The sequence below is a fragment of the Vibrio owensii CAIM 1854 = LMG 25443 genome (assembly GCF_000817815.1).
In the GTDB taxonomy this organism is placed as follows: Bacteria; Pseudomonadota; Gammaproteobacteria; order Enterobacterales; family Vibrionaceae; genus Vibrio; species Vibrio owensii.
Window position 1 is genome coordinate 38147 of sequence record NZ_JPRD01000003.1, and the last position, 23126, is coordinate 61272.

Annotated in this window: 17 protein-coding genes; 8 read left to right on the forward strand and 9 right to left on the reverse strand. The window is 47.7% G+C overall.

The window, feature by feature from the left end; genetic code table 11:
* Nucleotides 1–90: 90 nt before the first annotated feature.
* From galM to galE, 4 genes are all read right to left on the reverse strand, one after another.
* The gene (gene galM, locus H735_RS00550) at nt 91–1149 is read right to left on the reverse strand and encodes a galactose-1-epimerase (RefSeq protein ID WP_020193938.1); all 1059 of its coding nucleotides are present in this window, start codon (nt 1147–1149) and stop codon (nt 91–93) included.
* A 52-nt stretch (nt 1150–1201) separates the two neighbouring features.
* The gene (gene galK, locus H735_RS00555) at nt 1202–2362 is read right to left on the reverse strand and encodes a galactokinase (RefSeq protein ID WP_012128763.1); all 1161 of its coding nucleotides are present in this window, start codon (nt 2360–2362) and stop codon (nt 1202–1204) included.
* Nucleotides 2363–2473: 111 nt separating this feature from the next.
* Nucleotides 2474–3526, reverse strand: coding sequence for a UDP-glucose--hexose-1-phosphate uridylyltransferase (locus tag H735_RS00560; RefSeq protein ID WP_009707482.1), 1053 nt, complete (start codon nt 3524–3526; stop codon nt 2474–2476).
* Nucleotides 3527–3676: 150 nt separating this feature from the next.
* Nucleotides 3677–4696 carry a UDP-glucose 4-epimerase GalE gene (gene galE / locus H735_RS00565; RefSeq protein WP_020193937.1) on the reverse strand — a complete coding sequence of 340 codons (1020 nt, stop codon included), beginning with the start codon at nt 4694–4696 and terminating at the stop codon, nt 3677–3679.
* A 454-nt stretch (nt 4697–5150) separates the two neighbouring features.
* On the opposite strand from galE, the gene mrdA reads away from it, so the two are divergent.
* From mrdA to ygjK, 7 genes are all read left to right on the forward strand, one after another.
* A complete protein-coding gene (gene mrdA / locus H735_RS00570; protein WP_020193936.1) occupies nt 5151–7049 on the forward strand; it encodes a penicillin-binding protein 2 in 1899 nt (632 codons plus the stop codon).
* A gap of 241 nt (nt 7050–7290) precedes the next feature.
* Entirely contained in the window at nt 7291–8277 is a 987-nt protein-coding gene (gene ebgR, locus H735_RS00575) for a transcriptional regulator EbgR (protein WP_020193935.1), read from the forward strand.
* A gap of 341 nt (nt 8278–8618) precedes the next feature.
* Nucleotides 8619–11717: a beta-galactosidase subunit alpha gene (ebgA, locus tag H735_RS00580; protein WP_020193934.1), complete on the forward strand. Its 3099-nt coding sequence runs from the start codon at nt 8619–8621 to the stop codon at nt 11715–11717.
* A gap of 3 nt (nt 11718–11720) precedes the next feature.
* Nucleotides 11721–12170, forward strand: a complete 450-nt coding sequence (locus tag H735_RS00585; RefSeq protein WP_020193933.1) for a beta-galactosidase subunit beta — start codon at nt 11721–11723, stop codon at nt 12168–12170.
* 203 nt (nt 12171–12373) lie between these two features.
* The gene (locus H735_RS00590) at nt 12374–13816 is read left to right on the forward strand and encodes an amino acid permease (RefSeq protein ID WP_020193932.1); all 1443 of its coding nucleotides are present in this window, start codon (nt 12374–12376) and stop codon (nt 13814–13816) included.
* 356 nt (nt 13817–14172) lie between these two features.
* Nucleotides 14173–15228: a protein YgjJ gene (gene ygjJ, locus H735_RS00595; RefSeq protein ID WP_020193931.1), complete on the forward strand. Its 1056-nt coding sequence runs from the start codon at nt 14173–14175 to the stop codon at nt 15226–15228.
* Between the two features lie 15 nt (nt 15229–15243).
* Nucleotides 15244–17616 (forward strand): alpha-glucosidase, encoded by a 2373-nt coding sequence (ygjK, locus tag H735_RS00600; protein WP_020193930.1) that lies wholly within the window; start codon nt 15244–15246, stop codon nt 17614–17616.
* Between the two features lie 14 nt (nt 17617–17630).
* Here the strand turns inward: ygjK and H735_RS00605 are convergent, their stop codons facing one another.
* Nucleotides 17631–18563 carry a LysR family transcriptional regulator gene (locus H735_RS00605; RefSeq protein WP_027726526.1) on the reverse strand — a complete coding sequence of 311 codons (933 nt, stop codon included), beginning with the start codon at nt 18561–18563 and terminating at the stop codon, nt 17631–17633.
* 114 nt (nt 18564–18677) lie between these two features.
* On the opposite strand from H735_RS00605, the gene chrA reads away from it, so the two are divergent.
* Nucleotides 18678–19817: a chromate efflux transporter gene (chrA, locus tag H735_RS00610; protein WP_020193928.1), complete on the forward strand. Its 1140-nt coding sequence runs from the start codon at nt 18678–18680 to the stop codon at nt 19815–19817.
* 88 nt (nt 19818–19905) lie between these two features.
* Here chrA and H735_RS00615 read toward each other — a convergent pair whose 3' ends face one another.
* From H735_RS00615 to H735_RS00630, 4 genes are read right to left on the reverse strand one after another with little or no spacing between them, the layout of a single operon-like run.
* A complete protein-coding gene (locus H735_RS00615; protein ID WP_020193927.1) occupies nt 19906–20589 on the reverse strand; it encodes an OmpA family protein in 684 nt (227 codons plus the stop codon).
* 5 nt (nt 20590–20594) lie between these two features.
* The gene (locus tag H735_RS00620) at nt 20595–22103 is read right to left on the reverse strand and encodes a pilus assembly protein (protein WP_020193926.1); all 1509 of its coding nucleotides are present in this window, start codon (nt 22101–22103) and stop codon (nt 20595–20597) included.
* A 2-nt stretch (nt 22104–22105) separates the two neighbouring features.
* The gene (tadF, locus tag H735_RS00625) at nt 22106–22630 is read right to left on the reverse strand and encodes a tight adherence pilus pseudopilin TadF (protein WP_020193925.1); all 525 of its coding nucleotides are present in this window, start codon (nt 22628–22630) and stop codon (nt 22106–22108) included.
* Nucleotides 22630–23115, reverse strand: coding sequence for a TadE family protein (locus H735_RS00630; RefSeq protein ID WP_020193924.1), 486 nt, complete (start codon nt 23113–23115; stop codon nt 22630–22632). Before H735_RS00630 ends, tadF begins: the two co-directional genes overlap by 1 nt.
* Nucleotides 23116–23126 lie beyond the last annotated feature (11 nt).

Genomic DNA, 23126 nt, shown 5'->3' on the forward strand with positions numbered 1-23126 from the left:
AGCGTTATTTTGCCAACTTTCGATGAGCTTTTGACCTACTGTGAGCAAAAAGCCTACAGTAACCCAAAAGCTCGAAAATGCTCAGTTTACCTAGAAAGCAAACTGATAAGTGGTGCAGAAGCGGTACTCTTGTTCAGGCTCAAGAATACAGCTTGGCTGCGCCCACTCAGCATGGTTTGGCGAATCTGGTAAAAACTGCGTTTCTAACGCCAGACCCGCGTAATCATTATATTCACCGCCACGGCGATTTGGTGCGCCAGCTAACCAGTTGCCCGTGTACAATTGCATCGCAGGCTTGTTTGTCACTACTGACAGGTGCACTTTTTCATCAGGAGAAACCACCAGCGCAACTGGTTTTGAAACATCACGATGAGCATCGAATAGGTAGCTATGGTCATACCCTTTGGCGGCAACCTGTTGTTCATCTTGTAAGAAGTGTTCTGAAACTGGTTTTTCACTTCTAAAGTCAAATCCAGTACCTTTCACATCTTGCAATTCACCCAGCGGAATACCGACCTCAGAGGTTGGTAAGTATTGGCTTGCAACGATGGTTAAGCGATGCGAACGACAATCTAAGTCCGCTTCTGCCCCCAACAAATTGAAGTAAGCATGGTTGGTCAAGTTGATCGGTGTCGCTTTGTCTGTCTTAGCGAAGTACGCAATGCTCACTTGGTTATCATCAGTCAGCGTATACGTCACTTGCACTTCTAGATTGCCCGGAAAACCTTGGTCGCCATCTTCAGACAATAAAGAGAACGTCACTTGCTGATTTGAGTGAGACTCAATCTTCCAACGACGTTTATCAAAACCTTCTTCACCACCATGCAGACAGTTGCCCGCTTGGTTAGTAGACACTTGAAATACTTCGCCATTCACTTCAAAAAGACCATTGGCGATGCGGTTTGCGTAGCGACCAACAGTGACACCCATGTAACACTGTTGCTGCATGAAACTCCCCATCGTCCCCACTCCGAGAAGCACTTCACGCAACTCCCCATTCGCCAAAGGTAAACGACAACTCAGCCATGTCGCGCCAATATCCATAAAGGTAACGCTCATGCCTGTGTTATTTTTCAGTTCGACTACGTTGGCAGGCGCGCCATCAAAGGCGGCCTGCTGTGTCATCGTGATAGTTAATGGCTCAGTCATCTCTCGCTCCTACTGCGTCTTAAAGCACTTTGAACTTAAAGCAATTTTGCACTTAAAGTACTTCGACTAAACCAGCGCCGTTTTTCGCTTGGCACACGTAGATGGATTCTTTTAGACCCGTTGCTGCTTGGTACTTCGCTTCTACCGTTGCTTTCACTTCGTCAACCAACGCTGGCGGTACAATTGCAACAATACAACCACCAAAGCCGCCGCCCGTCATGCGCACGCCACCTTGCTCACCAATCACTTCTTTCACCATCTCAACTAACGTATCGATTTCTTTGACTGTGATTTCGAAATCATCACGCATAGAAGCATGAGACTCGGCCATCAGTTCACCCATACGCTTCATGTCGTGCGCGCGAAGTGCTTGCGCCGCTTCTACCGTGCGGTCGTTTTCTGTGATTACGTGACGAGCACGTTTTGCGACCATTTCGTCTAGCTCAGAGACTTTCTCGTTGAACTGTTCAATGGTCACATCACGCAGTGCTTTCACACCGAAAATGCGCGCCGCTTCTTCACACTGCTCACGACGTGTATTGTATTCGCTGTCTACCAAGCCACGTTTTTTGTTTGAGTTGATGATCACCACCGCCATGTCTTCAGGCATTGATACCGCTTCAGTTTCTAGGCTACGACAATCCAACAGCATAGCGTGGTTTTCACGGCCTTCTGCCGAAATCATTTGGTCCATAATGCCGCAGTTACAACCAACGAATTCGTTCTCTGCTTGTTGGCCGTTTAGCGCGATTTCCGCTTGGCTGATTTCAAGATTGAACAGCACTTTGAACGTTTGACCAATCACGACTTCCAACGCTGCCGACGAGCTTAAACCCGCACCTTGAGGCACGTTACCGCTAACAGAAATATCCGCACCAGAGAATTGGTAACCACGAGCAAGAAGACACTTCACCACACCGCGAATGTAGTTCGCCCACATTTTGTCTTGTTGGAATGTGATTTCTTGCGTGATGTCGAATTCATCAACGGCGTTGCCGTAATCCACAGAAACGACGCGTACTAGGTTGTCTTCACGCTTCGCTGCCGCCACAACGGTTTGGTAGTTGATCGCACATGGCAGTACAAAACCGTCGTTGTAGTCAGTGTGCTCACCAATCAGGTTTACACGACCAGGCGCTTGAATAATGTGGCTTGGGGCGTAACCCAGCACTTGTTCAAAAGAGGTTTTCACATTTTGGATTAGATCAGACATAGGGACGTTCTCTTAAATTATAAATTTGATATTGGGATAGCGCGTTGAGCCTAACTTTCTATCTGTAAAGTCGCGCTATCCCGTTATTCGTTATCAGTCTACTTTGAGGCGTTATTGCTCTTTGTAGTGCACATCGCTTAGGTCACGCAGACGCTGCGCTGCTTGTTCTGCGGTTAGGTCGCGTTGGCTTTCTGCCAGCATTTCATAACCAACCATGAACTTACGAACCGTTGCACTACGTAGCAGTGGCGGGTAGAACAACGCGTGCAGTTGCCAATGGTCGATATCGGTACCTTCTTCAAAGAACGGCGCGTAATGCCAGCCCATTGAGTAAGGGAAAGAGCATTGGAATAGGTTGTCGTAACGGCTGGTTAGCTTTTTGATTGCAACCGCAAGGTCATCACGTTGCTCATCGGTTAGCTCACTCATTCGACGAATGTGCGTTTTAGGAAGTAGCATGGTTTCGAATGGCCACGCCGCCCAGTAAGGAACAACAGCAACCCAGTGTTCGGTCTCAACCACGGTGCGTGAACCATCTTTAAGTTCAGCTTGCACGTAATCCACCAGCAAGTTGCTGCCATGCTCTTGGTAGTAAGCTTTTAAGTTGTGTTCTTTGCGCTCGATTTCGTTTGGCAAAAAGCTGTTTGCCCAGATTTGACCGTGTGGGTGAGGCTGAGAACAACCCATAGTCTCGCCTTTGTTCTCGAATGCTTGAACCCAAACGTAGTCTTTACCCAGCTCTTCGATTTGGTCATTCCACGTATCAATCACGCCACGGATTTTGTCGACCGGTAGCTCAGGCAAAGTTTTGCTGTGATCAGGCGAGAAACAAATCACTCGGCTCAACCCGCGCACACCTTGCGTTTTGAACAGCGGGTTGTCTGACTCAGGTGCATCTGGAGAGTCCACCATCAGTGCTGCGAAGTCATTTTGAAACACATACGTGCCTTGGTAATCTGGGTTTACATCACCAGAAATACGCTCGTTGGTTGGGCAAAGGAAACACTTCTCGTCGTAGCTTGGTAGCTCATCAATTGCAGGCTTCTCATCAGCACCACTCCAAGGACGTTTTGCACGATGCGGTGACACCAAAATCCACTGACCCGTTAGGGGGTTGTAACGACGGTGTGGGTGATCCACTGGGTTAAATTCAACATTCGACATCTTACTTACTCAACTTTTAAAATTTCTTTCATCTGCATTCCCCAATGAAATTGGAGTTGCAGCTAGGCGGCAAGCTTTCCAGTATCCATGAGCATAGGTTTTCTATGTGATTGGAATTGGAAAGTGCAGGCAACAACGCTGCAGCTTCAATTACGCAGGGGAATAGCCTTGTGGGTTATTTGACTGCCACTTCCACGTATCTGCCGTCATTTCCGCAACACTGCGCGTCGCTTTCCAGCCAAGGTCTCGCTCCGCTTTATCTGTACTTGCCCAGCATTCTGCAATGTCACCAGGACGACGAGGACAAAGTTCGTAAGGCACTGGATTACCGCAAGCCGTTGCGAACGCTTCTACCATCTCAAGCACGCTAGAGCCTTTGCCCGTGCCTAGGTTGTAAATGTGCAAACCGGCTTTTTCACCTACCGATTTCAGCGCTGCGATATGGCCATCAGCCAAATCCATCACGTGGATGTAATCACGCACGCCTGTGCCATCCGGCGTCGGGTAGTCGTTGCCAAATACCGACAGTTTTTCGCGGCGGCCTACTGCCACTTGCGCGATAAACGGCATCAAGTTGTTCGGGATGCCCTGAGGGTCTTCACCCATAGTGCCCGATGGATGCGCACCAACTGGGTTGAAGTAGCGCAGCAAAGTCACGCTCCAGTCGTTTTCTGCATTAAACAAATCGCTTAAGCACTCTTCCACCATGTACTTGCTGCGACCGTATGGGTTAGTGGTAGCCCCCGTTGGAGAGTCTTCCGTAATCGGCACAATGTCAGGATCGCCGTAAACCGTTGCCGATGAGCTAAATACAATGCTTTTCACGCCTGCTTTACGCATGCTGCGCGCCAACACCAATGAGCCATTTACATTGTTGTCGTAGTATTCCAATGGTTTCGCGACAGATTCGCCCACCGCTTTCAGGCCAGCAAAGTGAATCACAGCTTGAATGTCATGCTTGGCAAATACTGAGTCCAAAAAGGCTTCATCGCGAATGTCGCCTTGGTAGAAAGCCGGCTGCTTACCGGTTAGCGCTTCAATGCGGCTTAACACTTCCACTTTGGCATTACACAAGTTGTCGACAATGATTGGCTCCATACCTGCTTCAATCATCTGGACACATGTGTGACTGCCGATGTACCCCATACCGCCTGTGACAAGAACTTTCACTTTTGCTTCTCCACTTTTGCTGCTCGATGCTTGGAAATTGGTTGAGCCTGATCACCAAGCAAATTCGCTCATCTCTTAACTGGCTAAAAGTCTACCAATCAAAACCGATCCAGATCCGTGATCAAACTCAAAATAGTGTAAACGTTTCCACAAAATTACATCACGATTCAAAATCAATAAAAATAAAGAAAATTGGGTTAGAGCAGAAAAATGGGAAAGATTTATGACACTTACATGTATAAACGTTTACACAATGTAAAAAAAACACGGTGATTCACGCAAACCAGAAAGATGATTTTCCGCAATCGATACCTGACATTGCTCTTACAAAACGAGAGATAAAGCCCGCTACAGTAGCCCCGCCCCAAATGTAACCTTTTGTAACAAGACTCGAATCGCGTCTTTTCCTTTTATCGGGGCATGCAAAGAACAAAAACAAATCTGAAGGGCCCTCATGCTACGCAAGCGAAATGAATTTCGAGACCACAACCAAGAAGTGCGGTTGTTTAAGAACCGTGCCATCGTTGCCTTCCTTGGCATGGTTATTTTGCTGGGTGGATTGGTCGCGAACCTGTACAACTTGCAGGTTAACCACTTTAAAGATTATCAGACACGCTCTAACGACAACCGAATCAAAATCCTGCCTATCGCGCCAACACGCGGCTTGATCTACGACCGAAATGGCGTATTGCTGGCGGAGAACCGCCCGGTTTACAACCTTGACATGATCCCAGAGCAAGCAGGCGATCCGGATGCTCTGATTGAAAAGTTGCGTCATTACGTCGACATCACCCCAGAACAAGTCGACGCTTTTAAAAAACGCTACAAGCACACTCGCCGCTTTCGTTCTGTCACCATCATGAATGAGCTAAATGACGAACAAGTCGCGCGCTTTTCTGTTCATCAGCATGAGTTTAATGGCGTGTTTGTCACTGCCGACCTCAAGCGTTTTTATCCTTACGGTGAAAAGCTGACGCACGTCCTAGGTTACGTTTCGCACATCAACGACCGAGATTTACGTCGCCTTGATGAAGAAGGTAAAGCGCAGAACTATCAAGCAACGCAAAACATCGGTAAGTTGGGCGTTGAGCGCTACTACGAAGACCTTCTCCATGGCACCAAGGGCTACGAAGAAGTCGAAGTAAACAGCCGCGGCCGTGTCATTCGCACCATCAAATACGTACCGCCGATTCCGGGTAAAGACATCGTGCTAAACCTTGATATCGAGTTACAAGAATACGTCTACAAAGAGCTCGACCACCGCCAAGGTAGTGCTGTGGTGCTCGACCCACGAGACAACAGCGTACTCGCAATGGCATCTAGCCCAAGTTATGACCCCAACCCATTCGTGAACGGCATTTCCAGCAAAGCGTACCGATCACTATTGAACGATCCTGCTCACCCCTTGGTAAACCGCACTACGCTTGGTGTTTACCCTCCGGCTTCAACCGTAAAACCATTTATGGCAGTGGCGGGGCTTGAGGAACATGTCATTACGCCAACGACGGTGCGTAACGATCACGGGTCTTGGCGTATTCCGGGCTCGAAACCGAATTCAAAAGCATGGCGAGATTGGAAACGTTGGGGTCACGGTAATGTTGATGTCACTAAAGCGATTGAAGAATCCGTGGACTCCTTCTTCTACCAAACCGCCTTTGACCTTGGCATCGACCGCATCTCAAAATGGATGAACAAGTTCGGCTTTGGCTTGCCAACCGGCATCGATATTTATGAAGAGAGCAGTGCGAACATGCCGACCCGTGAGTGGAAAGTCGCACGCCACCGCACGCCTTGGTATCAGGGCGACACAGTGCCAATCGGTATTGGCCAAGGTTATTGGACAGCGACGCCAATGCAGATCGCCAAAGCGACTTCATTCCTTATTAACCATGGTGAAATGAAAGCACCTCACCTACTTAAAGCCGTGATTGAACATGGTGAAGAGTTTGAAAATCAGGTCGACGTTGCACCGAAAGATCTGCCGCCAATTGAAGGTGTGCCAGATAAATACTGGGACATTCCAATCAACGCGATGCGCTTGGTAAACAATGGCGCACATGGTTCTGGTCGCCGCGCATTCAAAGGCGCAGAGTACAGCAGCGGTGGTAAATCGGGGACGGCGCAGGTATTTGGCTTGCGTAAAGACGAAGTCTACAACTCGAAAAAGCTTGCTAACCACCTGCTTGACCATGCGTTGTTCACTGCGTTTGCACCGTACGACCATCCAAAATACGTAGCGACCGTTGTGATTGAGCACGGTAACGGTGGTTCAAAAGTCGGAGCACCATTCATTCGCCATGTGTTTGATCACTTGCTTGTCGACCCAGATAAAACCAAAGGTAAAAAGTCTTAGGTTTAACCTTATCGCCTTACCACTCGTGTTAAGTGGTAATGATAAATAACAAAGCCCGAACGGATTGTCCTAGCCGTTCGGGCTTTTGTTTGCTTAAAAATTCCGCTTATCGCGGTGATCGCTTCATTTCACTCCTCGCACAGTTTTACTAAAAATTTGTGCATCCATAAGTAGCTGTTTACAATGGTGGGATTATTGCTTATCTCACTGGGACAGTGAGCTTTGCCAACGGGAAGTGAACATGGCAACACTAAAAGATATCGCTACAGAAGCGGGCGTCTCACTTGCAACCGTCTCACGCGTGTTGAATGACGATCCGACTCTGAGCGTAAAAGAAGAAACCAAACACCGCATCTTAGAGATTGCTGAAAAGCTGGAATATCGCACCAGCAGTTCGAAAAAAGCCACCAAAGAGGCGAAACAAAAACACCACTTTTTAGCTTTGTATAACTACAAGCAAGAAGCAGAGGTGAATGACCCCTACTACTTGTCGATTCGTCACGGGATTGAAACCCAGTGCGACAGGTTGGGCATTACATTAACCAACTGCTACGACAGCGTCATTGATGTCGAAACGCAAAAGATCACCGGCATCCTTTTAGTTGGTAAAACCGACAAAGCGATCATCAATAAACTACCTAAGCGCCTCGCAGACAGCATTTGTTATATCGACTTCTCAGACAGCGACAGCGTGTACGACAGTGTTGATATCGATCTTGCTCGCATCAGTAAGCAAGTTGTCGACTTCTTCGTCGAACAAGGTTATCAGCGCATCGGTTTCATTGGCGGACAAGACGAACCCAACACGGCGGACATTCGTGAGAATGCGTTTGTGGAATACGGCAACCTAAAAGGTGTTGTATCAGAGAACGACATTTACCGCAGCGATTTTTCTAGCCTATCGGGTTACGACTTAGCCAAAGCGATGTTGGCAAAAGGCGACTTTCCGACAGCACTCTTTATCGCATCAGACTCGATTGCGATTGGGGTTTTACGTGCTATCCATGAGTTCGGTTTGAACATTCCACAAGACATTGCCCTGATCAGTGTGAATGACATTCCAACCGCGCGCTTTACCTTCCCACCGCTCTCTACTGTGCGAATTCACTCAGAGATGATGGGCATACAAGGGGTAAACTTATTGGTAGAAAAATACCGCGATGGTCGTGCGCTGCCATTGCAAGTTCACGTACCAAGCAAACTCAAACTGCGCGGCACGACTAAGTAGTTCTCCCTCTTAACTCCTATTTTATAAAGCACTGAATCCTCAGTGCTTTTTTATTTCCTTTCTCTAAATCCCCGTTATTTTTTACTCGTTTTACCCAGCAAATAAGCTTGGGATGCTATTCCTTTACACTGATCACATCTTGCTCACCAATCACGTATTAAAACGTGATCAAGTTAAAGTTAAACGTTTTCACTAATTTATTTTAGTAAAACTTTTACTAATATCTTTCCCAGATAACTAATAAGCCTTTTCACAATACATCGGCTGCATTTCTTTTGGGCAGATTCGACGCTGACGATACCGCGTCGAAATGACCAAGCTAAGCCGAGGGGAGAACAAACGTGAACAACTGGGAAAACTTCCTTCACCTACATGAGAACCGTATGGCACCACGTGCTTACTTCTTCTCATACGATTCAGTTAAAAACGCACAAACGTTCCAACGCGAGCTGAGCAGCCGCTTTAAACTGCTGAGTGGTCAATGGACATTCAACTATTTCACTAACCCGCTTTTGGTGCCTGAAGCGTTTTACTCTCAAAAAATGGAAGATTGGGGACGCATTACCGTTCCGAACATGTGGCAAATGGAAGGCCACGGTGACCTTCAATACACTGACGAAGGTTTCCCATTCCCTATCGACGTACCGTTTGTCCCAACCGACAACCCAACTGGCGCATACCAACGCACTTTCACGCTTGGCCAGCAATGGGACAACAAACAAACCATCATCAAATTTGATGGCGTTGAAACTTACTTCGAAGTTTACGTAAACGGTCATTACGTTGGCTTTAGCAAAGGCAGTCGCTTAACCGCTGAGTTCGACATTTCTTTTTACGTTCAACAAGGCGAGAACTTATTGTCTGTACGCGTTATGCAATGGGCAGATTCGACTTACATTGAAGACCAAGATATGTGGTGGACGGCGGGTATCTTCCGTGATGTTTACCTTGTCGGAAAAGAGCACGTTCACGTCCAAGACCTGGCTGTTCGTACTGATTTCGCCGACGATTACCAAAGTGCCACCTTAAGCTGCCAAGTTGAGCTAGAAAACCTGTCTACTATGGCTGTATCTGGTTACACACTGGAATACGCACTACAAGACAAAGGTAAAGTGATTGCTAGTGGCCAATGTGATGCACTGACTATCCAAGACAACAGCCAAACAAACTTTGCCATTGATGTAGTAAACCCAACCCATTGGACCGCGGAAAATCCATACCTATACCAACTGTTCATCACGTTAAAAGATGCACAAGGCAATGTAATTGAGGTGATCCCGCAGCGCGTTGGCTTCCGCGATATCAAAGTGCGTGATGGTCTTTTCTACATCAACAACCAATACGTGATGCTGCACGGTGTGAACCGCCACGATAACGACCACCTAAAAGGTCGTGCAGTTGGCATGGAGCGCATCGAGAAAGATCTGATTTTGATGAAGCAACACAATATCAACTCAGTTCGCACCGCGCACTACCCTAATGACCCACGCTTCTACGAACTGTGTGACATTTACGGCTTGTTCGTAATGGCAGAAACCGACGTAGAAACCCACGGCTTCGCGAACGTTGGCGATCTAAGCCGCATCACCAACGATGCCGCATGGGAAAGTGTGTTTGTAGACCGCGCAGAACGCCACGTTCATGCGCAAAAGAACCACCCTTCCATCATCATGTGGTCACTGGGTAATGAGTCCGGCTACGGCTGCAACATCCGCGCTATGTACGACGCAACCAAAGCTATTGATGACACCCGCTTGGTGCATTACGAAGAAGACCGTGATGCAGAAGTTGTCGACGTAATTTCTACCATGTACTCACGTGCGCAGCTCATGAATCACTTTGGTGAGCACCCACAGGAGAAACCACGCATCATTTGTGAATACGCACACGCGATGGGTAATGGTCCTGGCGGTCTAACGGAATACCAAAACGTGTTCTATGCGCACGACCACATTCAAGGTCACTACGTATGGGAATGGTGTGATCACGGCGTATTAGCACGTGATGAAAACGGCCAAGAATTTTACAAATACGGCGGTGATTACGGCGATTACCCGAATAACTACAACTTCTGTATGGATGGTTTGATTTACCCAGATCAAACACCTGGACCGGGCTTGAAAGAGTACAAACAAGTCATCGCTCCAGTGAAAATTCAAGCAGTAGAAGGCACGACAAACACCTTCACCGTAGAGAACAAATTGTGGTTTACCAACCTTGATGATTACACCATCACGGCAGATGTCCGAGCGGAAGGTGAAACGCTGCGCAGCGTGCAGTTTAAGGTCGAAGAACTTGCTGCAAACAGCGCGCGTGAAATCACAATTAATCTGCCAGAACTGGACGAGCGTGAAGCCTTTATCAACTTCACCGTGCGTAAAGACAGCCGCACTTTGTACAGCGAAGCGAACCACGACATCGCGGTGTACCAATTCCAACTGAAAGAGAACACAGCAAGCGAAGCCGAATTTGTTAGCCACAATGCACAAGCGTTAGTCACCACAGAAAGCCGCTTAGAGCACGTGATTGAAGGCCACAACTTCACTCTGACCTTCTCTAAAGTCAACGGCAAGCTGACCTCTTGGCGCGTCAATGGTGAAGAGCTAATTCAATCAGAACCTAGATTGAACTTCTTCAAGCCAATGATTGATAACCACAAACAAGAGTACGAAGGTTTGTGGCACCCAGCGCACTTACAAATCATGCAAGAGCACTTCCGCACGCTACAAGTCGAAGCAACGGATGACTCGGTTTCGATTACGGCCACCAGCATCATTGCACCTCCTGTGTTCGATTTTGGCATGCGCTGTACCTACCGCTACCAAATCAACGCACAAGGTCATTTGAATGTGGAACTGAGCGGAGAACGCTATGGCGATTACCCGCACGTAATCCCTGTGATTGGCTTGGATTTGGGCATCAACGGCAGCTTTGACCAAGTGAGTTACTACGGTCGTGGCCCTGAAGAAAACTACCAAGACAGCCGCCAAGCGAACTTGATTGATGTTTACCACAGCACAGTAGCCGACATGTTTGAGAACTACCCGTTCCCACAAAACAACGGCAACCGCCAACACGTTCGTTGGGCATCACTGACGAATCGCCACGGCACGGGGTTGTTGGTGAAACCACAGCAAGAAATCAACTTCAGCGCTTGGTTCTACACCAACCAAAACCTGCACGAAGCGCAACACACCATTGAGCTAGAGAAGAGCGGCTACATCACGCTCAACCTTGACCATCAAGTGATGGGACTGGGCTCGAACTCATGGGGCAGCGAAGTGCTTGATTCATACCGCGTGTACATGGACGAGTTCCGTTATGGCCTAACACTGATGCCACTTCAAGCAGGTGATTGCAGTGCGCAAGCCATGGCAAACCATGATTTCGACAATGCGTTCTTCACTCAACCAAATACTCAAACAGCAAACGAGGCGTAATCCATGATCGTGTTAGACAACTTAGAACAATTCAAAGTCGTGTACCGCGACGGTCGTAAATGGAACCGCTGCGTGGAAGCGATTGAGAACATCGCCAACATCAAAGACGGCGTGATGTATTCGATTGGTGACTCTCTGGTTTACATGATTGAAGACGGCACAAAACAAACCGACCTGTTTGAAGGTAACCGCCGCTACTTCGACGTGCATTACTACCTAGAAGGTCGCGAAACTGTGGAGTTCGCCGACAAATCCGATTTATGCCTGGAGCAAGCATATCGAGATGAAACTGACCGCGAATTTCTCTCCGGTCAAGGTGAGACTCGTGAGCTTTGTGAAGGCCAAGTTGCAATTTTTGATAACGATAAAGCGTACCGCTTCCACGGTGACAACCGAGTAAGAAAAGTGGTGCTCAAAGTGACTATCGAAGATGGCTATTTCCTAAATAAATAACGGCTTACAGGCAAGGCCAGACAACGCGTCTGGCCTAACAACAAAATAATTAAATAAACCCAAAGTAATTCAGATCACAGATCAGTTGTCGACCTCAGCAATCCAACGCGATTACGAATAGTATTCGCCCAAGGATGATAAAACGGTCAATAGCACTATCACTGAGTTACGAAGGGAATTGACGTGATTCATCGGAGGACTCTATGTCTGAATCTATGCGCGGCACCATTGGCAAATTCGCCTTGCTGTCGATGACATTTGCGGCGGTATTTAACGTCCGTAACATCGTGAACAACAACATTGAGCTTGGCCTTAGCTCTGCCCCTATCTTCCTTTTCGCGACGATCGTTTACTTCATTCCATTTGTATTCATCATTGCGGAGTTCGTTTCGGCGAACAAAAACTCTGAGTCAGGCATGTACGACTGGCTTAAACAACCACTTGGCTCTAAAGCCGCTTACCTAGGTTCGTTCCTATACTGGTTCGTAAACCTATTCTGGTTTGTGTCTCTGCTACCAAACGTGATTGCTTACGCATCTTACGCAATGCTTGGTTACGAATACACCTTCTCACCAATGGTGACGTCGGTGATCTCGATTGTTCTGTTCGCAGCGGCGACCCACATTTCAACCAAAGGCGCATCTTGGTTGGGCAAAATTTCTGAGCTGGTTGCTTACGGTGTGTTTGCACTATTCGGCATTTACGTTCTCGGCGCGCTAATGGCATTAGGCGGCGACACCTACACGCCAGCAGAACCAATCACGCTAGAAGCAATGAGCCCAACCATTAACTGGGCAACGCTAGGCATTATGTGTTGGATCTTCCAAGCAGCGGGCGGTGCAGAAACCGCAGCGGCTTACCTGAAAGACGTAAAAGGCGGCCAAAAAGCCTTCATCAAAGTGATCATCATGGCGGGCATCTTGATTGGTGCGATGTACGCTATTGGCTCACTTTTGGTGAACGTGTTCGTTCCGCGTGAAGACTTAACATACGCTGGCGGCATGGTAGAAATCTTTACCGGTATGGCGCAATACTTCGACATTTCAACAGCATTGGTTGGCCGCTTCGTTGGTATCATCTTGTTCATCGCGATGTTTGGCTCAATGATGATGTGGACTGCAGCACCAGTAAAAATTCACTTCTCTGAAATTCCAAAAGGTGTGTACGGCGAGAAAACCACAGAGCTAAACGAACATGGTGTTCCAGTACGCGCAGCATGGTGGCAATTCGCGTTCGTTGTGGTGATGCTGATCGTCAACGGCTTTGGTTCAGAATCCGTACAAGACATGATGAACCAAGCGATCAACCTAACCGCAGGTACGGCGATGCTACCGCCAATCTTCATCATGATTGCGTACTTTGTATTCCGTCTAAAACACGACGATACACCGCGCGACTTCCGCATGGGTTCACGCAAAGTGGGTATGAGTGTGGTGTCGGTACTGATTGTCATCTTCGTGGTGAGCATGACCGCATCGGCATTCCCGACAGGTGTTGATTTGGTACGTGCGTTCTTCATCAACGTGTTTATGACGGCCGTCTTCTCTGCTCTGGCTTGGTGGTGGATCTCTCGCTTTGAAAAGAAGCAAGCTATCAAACAACAAGCAACGCAAGAAAAGGCGCAAGAGCCAGTAACGCAATCATAAATAAGCGTTAATTCCCAATTATTCAAAGAGCATCTTCGTGATGCTCTTTTTGCTTTTTGGTCTGCATCCCCTGCAAAAACCACCACACTTCAAGCACATTCTAGGGCGTAATTACATAGCAAAAACCATCATTCCCTCTTCCTATATAAGCGCTCTCAATCCATAAAAACAACAAGTAAAACTTTACTAAATACCGATCACAATTTAACTGTAGAGCATTTAATCAAATACCATTTGATCGATAAAATTGATCCCAAGTTTGCACACGAGCTGATCCTAAAGCCTTAAGAGCACCCCCATATAAATTCAGCCACGTCAGCAAACGATAAATCCTACTCAATTAAGAAGTGATTAAAATGAAGACTTGTTTTACTAAAACTGTTTTGTCCGGATTGATTCTTACCGCTGTCAATGTCCATGCATCTGAAAGCCAAGCTGACCATAGCCCTACTCAACCTCCAAAATCCGACGCAGAAGTCAGCTTCGACTTTTACGGCGAGTTAGGCGTTGGTGGCCATGTCGCGTTAGAAGGCGAAAACAAAGGCCGCTACGCAGACGGTACTTACATCGAGGGTGGCCTCGCTGTCCAATACGGTAACTGGTTTGGCCTTGCTTATATGGAAGGCTGGACAGTTCAAGCTGATGACGATGGCAATGCTTGGGCGACAGGCCATGGTTGGGGAGGCTTCGAGGGTGGCTTCAACCGTTTCTATGCCGGTTACCGCACCGATGGCAACACCGAGTTTATGATTGGCCGTATGGACTCTTCTCTGGATGACGTTCAATGGTGGGGCGATGCGACGGTCGAATATGGCTACGTGATTTCCAATACGCGAGACGTGTTCTTGGGCGCTAAGATTCAAAACCTTGAAGGTAAATTCCGCTACAGCATTTCAGCCGCTCCTGAGTCGGACTTCTCGGAAGATGATTCTTGGGTCAACTTTGGTAAATACGACCGCTTTGCTGATCAATGGATCGATAAGAACGCCATGGTCAATGGTTACATCCAATACGACATTGCTGAGCACTTAACTCTGATGGGCGGCGCAGAAGTCCGTAACAACGACGGTGGTGAACTGTTCCTCATTGGTGCGGAATACAAAAACGTTGCCGCGCGTGTATGGCACGACACCGATAAAGGCAACCAAGTCTCAGACGGTAGCGAATCAGGCTTTATGACCAGTGCATGGTACGAAGCCGCTCCGGGTGTCTATCTATCGGCGGCCTACAACTATGCCAATTTTGAATCAGACACCGCTGAAGATGAAATCACTTCTTACATCAACGCCGGCGTTTGGTGGGAATACGCCAACGGCACATGGGCAACCGCATTTGATAGTCGCTTTGCTGTCGGGGATGACAACGTGACGGGCGATGCTCAAGTTTTCGCAATGCAATATTTCTACTGGTAAACCGAGGAACCAAACATGACTTTACGTAAAACCCTAATTGCTTTAGCCGTTGGTTCAGCGGTGACACTCTCTGGCTGTAATACCGTCACAACTTCTGAAACACCGTTGCAAGCGAGCGAGTTTAAGAATGTAATTGACCGTACAGGCTCTCCAGAATACATGCGCGATTACGACTTTGATGACCACCAGCGTTTTAATCCATTTTTCGATATGGGCGCATGGCACGGACACTTATTGCCTGACAATGCAGAAGGTATGGGTGGCTTTCCTGGCACTGCGCTCCTGACCGAAGAATACATCAACTTTATGGCCAATAATTTTGATCGGTTAAGCGTGTACAAAGATGGCAAAAAAGTCGCCTTCGAAATGGAAGCGTACAGCTTGCCGGGCGCATTGGTGCAAAAGCTAACCTCTGATGATGTCACTGTGGAGATGACGCTGCGCTTTGCTTCTGACCGCACTTCTCTGTTGGAAACCAACATCATCACAGACGCCCCAGTTGAACTCGTATGGGACGGTCAACTGCTTGAGAAATACCACGCGAAGGAAGGCAAATCCCAATCAGATAAAACCATTGATGAGCAGTACCCAAATTACAACCGCACTATCGTCACGACGGATGACGGTTTAAAAGTGACATTTGGCAAAGTGCGTTCAACGTGGGATCTGCTGACCTCTGGCGAGTCTGAATACCAAATCCATAAGTCCATCAACATGAATACTCAGGTGGATGGTCATCAGTTTACTTCGACGGCGAAAATCGACGGTTCAACCACGATTTACACCACCTACTCTCATGTCCTAACCGCAAAAGAAAACCAAACTGAACAAGCGAAGATTCAAGATATTTTGGCAAATCCAGAAGCTTACCTTTCGGCTTCTGAGCAGCGTTGGGAAGGCTATCTAACTAAAGGTCTAACCAACCCACACGCCACACCAGAGCAAGAACGCGTGGCGGTGAAATCGATGGAAACCTTGAACGGTAACTGGCGCGGTGTCGCAGGTGCGATGAAGTTCGATTCGGTAACCCCGTCCGTGACAGCACGTTGGTTCTCAGGTAACCAAACGTGGCCTTGGGACACATGGAAGCAAGCTTATGCGATGGCGCACTTCAATCCAGATGTCGCGAAAGACAATATTCGTGCAATGTTCGCTTATCAAATTCAAGCAGACGATCCTGTTCGCCCTTGGGATGAGGGTTATGTGCCGGATCTATTGGCTTACAACTTAAGCCCAGAACGTGGCGGCGACGGAGGCAACTGGAACGAACGTAATACCAAACCAAGCCTTGCTGCATGGGCGGTCATGGAAGTGTACAAAACCACTGGCGATAAGGCATGGATCGAAGAGATGTATCCGAAGCTTGTGGCGTACCACAACTGGTGGCTGCGTAACCGCGACAACAACGGCAACGGCGTTCCTGAATATGGCGCTGCGGTAGACAAAGCACACAATACGCCAGAAGGTGAAATGTACTTTACGGTGGTTCGCGGCGAAGAGCATGAAACAGTCGTGGGTAAGAAAGCACTGGCAAAAGTGATGGCAGAGGGGAATTACGATTACATCGAGAGCCCAGCACAAACCGCCGCTTCTTGGGAATCTGGCCGCGATGACGCAGCGGTATTTGGCTTTATCGATAAAGAACAACTGGATGCTTACGTTGCCAAAGGCGGTAAGCGCAGCGATTGGGATGTGGAATTTGCGCAGAACCGCGCTGAAGACGGCACCTTACTGGGTTACTCGCTGCTACAAGAATCCGTCGACCAAGCGAGCTACATGTACAGCGATAATCAATATCTGGCTGAAATGGCGGACATGTTAGGCAAAGAAGACGAAGCAAAAGACTTCCGAGCGAAGGCTAAACATCTGGCGAACTACATCAACACTTGTATGTTCGATGAGTCAACGGGCTTCTTCTACGACATTCGCATCGAAGACAAACCACTGGCAAATGGCTGTGCAGGCAAACCGATTGTCGAGCGCGGTATGGGACCTGAGGGTTGGTCGCCACTGTTTAATGGTGCGGCGACTCAAGCCCATGCCGATTCCGTTGTGAAAGTGATGAAAGACAGCAATGAGTTCAACACGTATGTGCCACTGGGTACGGCTGCGCTATCGAACCCAGCCTTCGGTCCAGATATTTACTGGCGTGGGCGCGTATGGGTCGATCAGTTCTACTTCGGCTTGAAAGGCATGGACAGATATGGCTATCGTGATGACGCCATTGAGATGGCAACGGCCTTCTTCCAGCATGCGGACGGCCTTGTGCAAGATGGCCCGATTCGTGAGAACTACAACCCACTGACGGGCGATCAACAAGGCGCACCAAACTTCTCATGGAGCGCGGCGCACCTTTACATGCTATACAACGACTTCTTCACTGAGTAGAAATCAGTCGTCAATTACAGGGAGTCTTCGTTGCTCCCTGTAATCAATTCTGCCACCAGCTGACGCAGCCAAATCCCTTTATCCTCGTTGTTACGGCTGGTATGCCACAACATGGCGATATCAAAATCCGCTACCGCAATCGGCGGCTGGACGCTCACCAAATCGTCCGAGAACCCTTCCGCTTGCGCCATTTTCTCCGGCACAATCGCAACCAACTCACGCTGTTTAAGCAAGTTTCGAATCGTAAGGAAGTTACGTGAAGCAACGGTGACTTTTCGGCTCAAGCCATGCTCAGCAAGCTTTTTGTCTACTTGTGTACTCAAGCTACCATCAGGGCTCACGAGGGCTTGTTCAATGTTGGCAAAAGCGTGAATCGACAATTGTGTTTCGCCTTTCAACACTCGCTTATCACACAGACATACGTGCTTTTCTGTGTAGAGGTACTGGCTCTCAAAGTTATCGTCGAGCACAGGCATACTGCCGATGATGACATCTAACTTATCGTGCTCCGTGATCGCCACGTAATTGCTGCGGTTGACGTTGATAAAACTGATTTGGGCTTCTGGCGCACGCTTACGGATTTCATCATAAAGCAGTGGGGCGAAGATAAATTCGGCGTAATCGGTTAAACCAATGCGGCACACGCCAGAATAGTTTTCTGGCAGGAAAGCGGACTTCGTCAGTAAGTCTTTGGCAATCGAATCCAATAAATGATGCACCGTGGGCGCAATATGATGCGCGTGCTCGGTTGGATCCATCTTATGGCCTTTACGCTCAAACAATGGGTCATCAAACAACACGCGCAAGCGCGACAAACTATGGCTCATAGCAGACTGACTGACAAAGCTTTTCTCGGCCGCCAAACTCACACTGCGATAGCGATATAGGTAAGAAAAGGTCACCAACAAATTCAAATCGATATTGCGCCACTGGATGTCATCTTTCACAGAACAAACCTCATCCCATTTCATTCATAGATGAAATTAAAACTATTAATTTGAGTCATCTTAGTACATTTCTTACAGTAGATGCAGTTTTATTGGAGATTTAACAGGCTCAACATGTTTACCATTTTTAAAACCTTTTTTTGGCTTGGTTGGATCAGTTTCGGTGGCCCTGCGGCGCACATCGGTTACTTCCGCCAAACGTTCGTTGAAAAGCTCAAATGGATTGATGACAGCGAATACGCACAGATCGTGGCTTTGAGCCAATTCTTACCGGGCCCTGGTTCTAGCCAAGTTGGCTTTGCTCTGGGTTACAAACGCGGAGGCCTAGGCGGCGCATGCATGGCATTTCTTGGCTTCACGTTGCCTTCCGTGATCATCATGTTGGCGCTTGCGATGGTAAGCAGCCAGATCACTGATACGGCATTGTTCCAAAACATCGTTCACGGCTTGAAGTTGCTGGCGGTCGTTGTGGTGGCGGATGCGACTTGGGGAATGTACAAAAACTTCTGTCAAAGCAAACTAACTGCCGGCTTGTGTGTGGCAACCGCGATTGCGTTATTGGTTGCACCGAGCATCGCCACTCAAATGCTGGTGCTTGTAGTAGCGGGCTTGATTGGTACTCAATATCTTAAGAAAGAATCTGCAGCCCCTGCCGAACCTTTTAAACCAACCATTGCACCACTGGCACTGTTCGCAGTACTTCTAGTTGGTTTGCCGTTTGTGGCTCACACCTTGCCAATGCTTGGATTGTTTAGCGACTTCTTCCAAGCGGGTAGCTTAGTGTTCGGTGGCGGTCACGTGGTACTTCCGCTATTGCAAAACATCGTTGGCGATCAACTAAGCCAAGACGCGTTCCTAACGGGCTACGCCGCAGCGCAGGCGGTACCGGGACCGATGTTTACCTTCGCGACTTACATTGGTTACGAGCTGTCTGATGCACCTATCCTAGGCGCGCTAATCGCAACCTTAGGTGTGTTCTTACCGGGCTTTTTATTGCTGCTTGGTGTGCTAAAGAACTGGCAAGCGCTGGCTGGTAAACCTGCAGTGTCAGGTGCAATCAACGGCGTAAACGCATCGGTCGTTGGTTTACTATTAGCAGCACTTTACCAACCGGTATTCAGCAGCGCTGTCGTTGCTCCAATTGACATCGCTCTTGTGATAGCTGGCTTCTACTTACATAAGAAACTTAACTTGTCGGTGCTTTGGATGATTGTGTTCTTTGTCGCGGCAGGCATTGTGACTGGCATGATGTAAGCGCATCGCTAAGACAAAGACAAAAATACAACGCCCGCTTCCAATTGGAGGCGGGCGTTTTTAGTTCCATCGTTCCAGTAGTTATCACCTATTCCGTTGCTGGTGGCTTTTCCTGTTCATCCGCTGGAATGTAAACATCTGCTCTACGGTTTTTCGAACGACCAGACGAGGTATTGTTGGTGGCAATCGGTTCAGATTCACCAAAGGATTTAAGCGTGGTTTTCTGTTCGCTCACCCCGTAATAGTGCAGCTCACGAGCGGTGCTTTTGGCTCGATTATGACCCAAAGTTTGGTTGTAGGCTTTGCTGCCTATCCAGTCAGTATGCCCTTCCACGGTGACTTGATAGTTCGTTTGAGCAAGCTGACGAGCAACACTGCTCAAGACATCTCTCGCGAGCGGTGTGAGGTTAAAACGATCGAACGCGAAGTGAACCCGTGCAATCAATTTACCCTTATCCGTGACTTCACCACTGAATTGCGCAATACCCAAATTCGAGATATACGTCAGGCAATCATTCGGGTTAGTGAGCAGTGATGAGTTCTTCATCAGCGCCCACTTCAGTGCGGGGTCATTGCTGGTATCGGTGACTTGCCAGTAGCCATCACGATGCGATGCCACCCCTGTCACCTCGCCAACTTGAATCGAGTGCGAGTATTCATAATAAGACGTCCCGCAGTATTCGGTCACTTTTGAACTGACTTCACTGGCATTCGCACTAACGGTCGTGAAACCTGCCACCAGCATCCCTGTTATTAGTATTGCTTTGGTCATATCTATCACCCATATAGTCTCGATACACCATTACCACGAGATCCTTTCTTAATTAGCTCTTCGATTTTCTTAATAAAATCTTCCGTCTCTGTTACATCGATGATGTCTTCATCCGGATTCAACACACAATCTTGGAAACCACTTTGCGAAGATGCACTGAAGTTCACCCCAATGACGCCAATGTACAAATTGCCATTCTCAGTTTGGAAGTGTTCACGCGCCTTATCGCACATGCCTTTATTCACCAAACCGGGCAAGATTTCCGTGTATGGGTACTCCATACCGTCACTGATTACTATCAGCATTTTTAGACGGTCATTGTATTGCTCCGTTTCTTCCTCGCTTCCGCCGTTCGGCCGACCTGCTTCCATGATTTGCAATCCACGCAACATACCTTGATAGGCAGCGGTATTCCCGCCCGAGCTCATGGTTTGCATCTTGTCGAGGTTTGCTTTATTGGCAGTCAATGGAATGGTATAAAAGCCCGAACTACCAGTCCGCGTCATACTGGAGTTATAAAGCTTGTTGTTGTTCGATCTAAAATGAAAGGTCAAATTGTTATTCGCGACTTTATCGTCAAACATGTGTCTAACCGATTTTGAGTAACCGACATAGTCAGGAATCTCCAAACGGTTATTGTTGGTATTCACTACATCAGCAACTCGTTTTGCTTGTTCACGCTCCCAACTTTTCTTGTTGGGGCAATCAGTACGCTTGTTGGCACACTCTTCAACAGCTTCTTCTGTGTAAGGAGACCAGTAATTCCAGTTTACTTGTTCGTATTTCACATTAGACACGCTTTGGCGATAACTACCTTTGTACCTTAACTGGCTGGTAGAGTAGAGGTTGTCATTTATCTTCTCTTGTACTCGCAGGTTAAATGGAATGATGGCAATACGATTCAGTACCTCACTCTCGCCTTCTCGCGGAACTAAGATGCGGTTTGAAATTTGCTTAACCGCATCTTTGAGGAGATCGATTTTAATCTCGCCATCCCAACTGTTGTTCATCGACCCAGAAAAGTCTGTCACCAAAACCAAATCAATGATTTTATCCCCTAAGTAAAAAGGATATTTCGCCGCGACAGCTTGCCCAGCAAGTTTCTCCTGAGTCTCAAAGGAAGGGATTAAGTTACTGGCAAACCACGAGTTGTGAGTGGTAACCGCTTGCACGGAATATTGAATTTTTTCCGTATTATCGTTGTCTTCTGTTGGCTCTTCGTACGTCCTAACCGTTTGAATATCAACATGGGAAATATCACGTACATAGTCATTGATGTACATCGTCGCCAATGCATCTGCTTGGTTCGACTTGTCATCTATCGTAATGGCCAATGCAGCAGTTTGCGCTGCGTCTCTCAGTCGACTTGTCTCTTGGATATAACGCGTCCCCTCTACGGCGAAAAATGTCATACCAAAAACAGGCACTAAACTCAGTGCGAACCAAATTGCCGCAATCCCTTTTTGACTACGACCTGAATGAGTTGGAGCTCGTTGCTTAATAGTGAAATTCATCGTTACCTCCCCACCACAACAGAACTGGATGTGATTGTCATCGTGGATGCGCCTGAATTCCCCCAAAGCTGAGTAAACCAAGAGTTTTCTTGCTGACAAAGCGTTACTTGATACAAAGAGAAAGTCACGCCATTCTCAACAGGAGCTAACTCTAACTTCGTATCTAAACCCGCAGCCTCGCAGCCGAGGTTTTTGTACTCGTTACTTTCAAAAGCATTTAACGTCGTCTTATTGTGCAACGCTTCAATTTTGATAGCGACGCTGCCTGGTGTCGTATCAAGTAGACGTGACGCAAGCGTTTGCATGTCCGTTTCATCACTTGCGTTTAATGGTAATCTTTCGTCGTAATAACGACTTCGCTCTTTGAGGATATTAGCTAGTGCAAAACTCCCACGATCAAGTTGAGCACGAGCTAATAACTTGTCACTAATGTCCGTCATGAAATAAAAGATGGTAATGAGAGCAATCAAAACAAAAAATAGCTCAATGGCAAACACACCTCTTTGTCGGGATCGTATTTTCATCATCACTCCTCCCAACCTTCATGTTCTAGGTTAATCAGTGTACTTTTGGTAATCGGGATAACATCGCTAGAAAATACGTTCAAAATTGGTGTGTAGTTATAGGTCAACGTAATTTCAGCGATTGCATACCCTTGATCGTCCTCTCCCATCTCGGCATCAGAGTAACTGGTGCCTGAAATCAGATCGGCATATGTCAAATAGTACCGACCAGACACTTCAAAGTTTTCAGCAGGAACGAGTGACGTCCATAATGCCCCTCCGTCCTTCATCGCTGAATCCAATGTTAGGTTGTAGTTATCGTAGGAGTTTCCGCCTTCAAACACCTTTGTATTTCTGACTGACTCCCTCAACGCATACTCAACCAAGTTGGTTACGTAAATTCTAAATCCCATTTCAAAAAGCATGACAAGAGCAAGAGCAAGAACTCCGGCCCCTAATGCAAATTCAACTACGGTTACGCCCTTTACCTTTCTTCGAGAATACTCCATACCGTCCACCC

Excerpts from the sequence above, each read along its gene's own strand:
- galK (WP_012128763.1), bottom strand. The coding sequence starts at position 2,362 with ATGTCTGATCTAATCCAAAATGTGAAAACCTCTTTTGAACAAGTGCTG.
- mrdA (WP_020193936.1), top strand. The coding sequence starts at position 5,151 with ATGCTACGCAAGCGAAATGAATTTCGAGACCACAACCAAGAAGTGCGG.
- tadF (WP_020193925.1), bottom strand. The coding sequence starts at position 22,630 with ATGATGAAAATACGATCCCGACAAAGAGGTGTGTTTGCCATTGAGCTA.
- ygjJ (WP_020193931.1), top strand. The coding sequence starts at position 14,173 with ATGAAGACTTGTTTTACTAAAACTGTTTTGTCCGGATTGATTCTTACC.
- ygjK (WP_020193930.1), top strand. The coding sequence starts at position 15,244 with ATGACTTTACGTAAAACCCTAATTGCTTTAGCCGTTGGTTCAGCGGTG.
- H735_RS00630 (WP_020193924.1), bottom strand. The coding sequence starts at position 23,115 with ATGGAGTATTCTCGAAGAAAGGTAAAGGGCGTAACCGTAGTTGAATTT.
- H735_RS00585 (WP_020193933.1), top strand. The coding sequence starts at position 11,721 with ATGATCGTGTTAGACAACTTAGAACAATTCAAAGTCGTGTACCGCGAC.
- chrA (WP_020193928.1), top strand. The coding sequence starts at position 18,678 with ATGTTTACCATTTTTAAAACCTTTTTTTGGCTTGGTTGGATCAGTTTC.
- H735_RS00615 (WP_020193927.1), bottom strand. The coding sequence starts at position 20,589 with ATGACCAAAGCAATACTAATAACAGGGATGCTGGTGGCAGGTTTCACG.
- H735_RS00560 (WP_009707482.1), bottom strand. The coding sequence starts at position 3,526 with ATGTCGAATGTTGAATTTAACCCAGTGGATCACCCACACCGTCGTTAC.
- ebgR (WP_020193935.1), top strand. The coding sequence starts at position 7,291 with ATGGCAACACTAAAAGATATCGCTACAGAAGCGGGCGTCTCACTTGCA.
- galM (WP_020193938.1), bottom strand. The coding sequence starts at position 1,149 with ATGACTGAGCCATTAACTATCACGATGACACAGCAGGCCGCCTTTGAT.
- H735_RS00590 (WP_020193932.1), top strand. The coding sequence starts at position 12,374 with ATGTCTGAATCTATGCGCGGCACCATTGGCAAATTCGCCTTGCTGTCG.
- H735_RS00620 (WP_020193926.1), bottom strand. The coding sequence starts at position 22,103 with ATGAATTTCACTATTAAGCAACGAGCTCCAACTCATTCAGGTCGTAGT.